The sequence below is a fragment of the Devosia sp. A369 genome (assembly GCF_054489345.1).
This window is the reverse complement of sequence record NZ_JBTMWV010000054.1, coordinates 1-1,220: the sequence shown is the minus strand read 5'-3', so window position 1 is coordinate 1,220 and position 1,220 is coordinate 1. Positions and strand designations below refer to the sequence as shown.

At 59.7% G+C, this 1,220-nt stretch carries 1 protein-coding gene; it reads right to left on the bottom strand.

Features of this window, described 5'->3' with window-relative positions:
• Positions 1 to 34 precede the first annotated feature (34 nt).
• A protein-coding gene (locus tag ACX3OZ_RS20840) for an IS3 family transposase (protein WP_459105506.1) occupies positions 35 to 1,161 on the bottom strand; the annotation gives its coding sequence in 2 pieces (ribosomal slippage) (positions 35 to 918 and positions 918 to 1,161; 1,128 coding nt in all).
• Positions 1,162 to 1,220 lie beyond the last annotated feature (59 nt).

The following is a 1,220-nucleotide window of genomic DNA, read 5'->3' as shown; positions in this document are numbered from 1 at the left end:
TGAATAGCCCCGCGTTCTGTAGACACCTTCGGGGTTAGGTTTGGTGTCGTCGCTCGAACTCGACAGGTGAGAGCATACCATTGCGGGCGTGCTTGCGGGTCGGGTTGTAGAACATCTCGATGTAATCGAACACATCCTGGCGTGCCTCGTCCCGCGTTCGATAGGTCCGGCGCCTGATCCTCTCCCGCTTGAGCAGGTTGAAGAAGCTCTCGGCCACGGCATTGTCATGGCAGTTGCCGCGCCGGCTCATGGAGTGAACCAGATTGTGGTGCCGCAGGAAGCTGGCCCAATCCATGCTGGTGAACTGGCTGCCCTGGTCGGAATGGACCAGCACCGTGTTCTGTGGCTTCCGTCGCCAGACCGCCATGTGAAGAGCCTGCAGGACAACCTCGCTGGTCTGCCGGCTTTGCAGTGACCAACCGATGACGCGGCGCGAGAACAGGTCGATGACCACGGCCAGATAGGCAAAGCCCTCCATGGTTTTGATATAGGTGATGTCGGTCACCCACGCAGTGTCCGGCGCATCGACGTCGAACTGCCGAGCCAAGGTGTTGTCGACCACCACCGATGGCCTGCCGCCATAGGAGCCGGGCCGGCGCCGATAGCCAATCTGGGCCTTGATCCCGGCCAATCTGGCCAGGCGCGCAATGCGGTTGGCACAACTGGTTTCACCCTGGTCTAGCAGGTCGTCATGCAGCTTGCGGTAGCCATAGACCTTGCCGCTCTGCTTCCAGGCGTCATCAATCAATCGGGTCTGGCGAATGTCTTCCTGGGCCCGTTTGCTCAAGGGGCTCTTGAGCCAGGCATAGAAGCCGCTGGGGTGGATACGCAGGCACCGGCACATTGTGCGCACGCAGAATTGCTGGCGATGCTCGGCAATAAACGCGTACCTCACTTTACATCCTTGGCGAAGTACGCGGCCGCTTTTTTTAGGATGTCGCGCTCCTCGGTGACGCGGGCCAGTTCTCGCTTCAACTGCCGGATCTCGTCGGCCTGATCCCCGCCCTTGGATACGTCCGATGCATACTTCTTCCGCCACCCGTAGAGCGAATGCGCACTCACGCCCAAGCGCTTCGACACCTCTGCAACCGGATACCCCCGCTCGGTGATCTGACGAACCGCGTCCCGCTTGAAATCGTCGCTGAAATTGGCTTTGCCCATGTAGGCCTCCTTGCCTCAAAATTAGGAAGGAAGGCGTCTACAAATCTAGGGGCTATTCA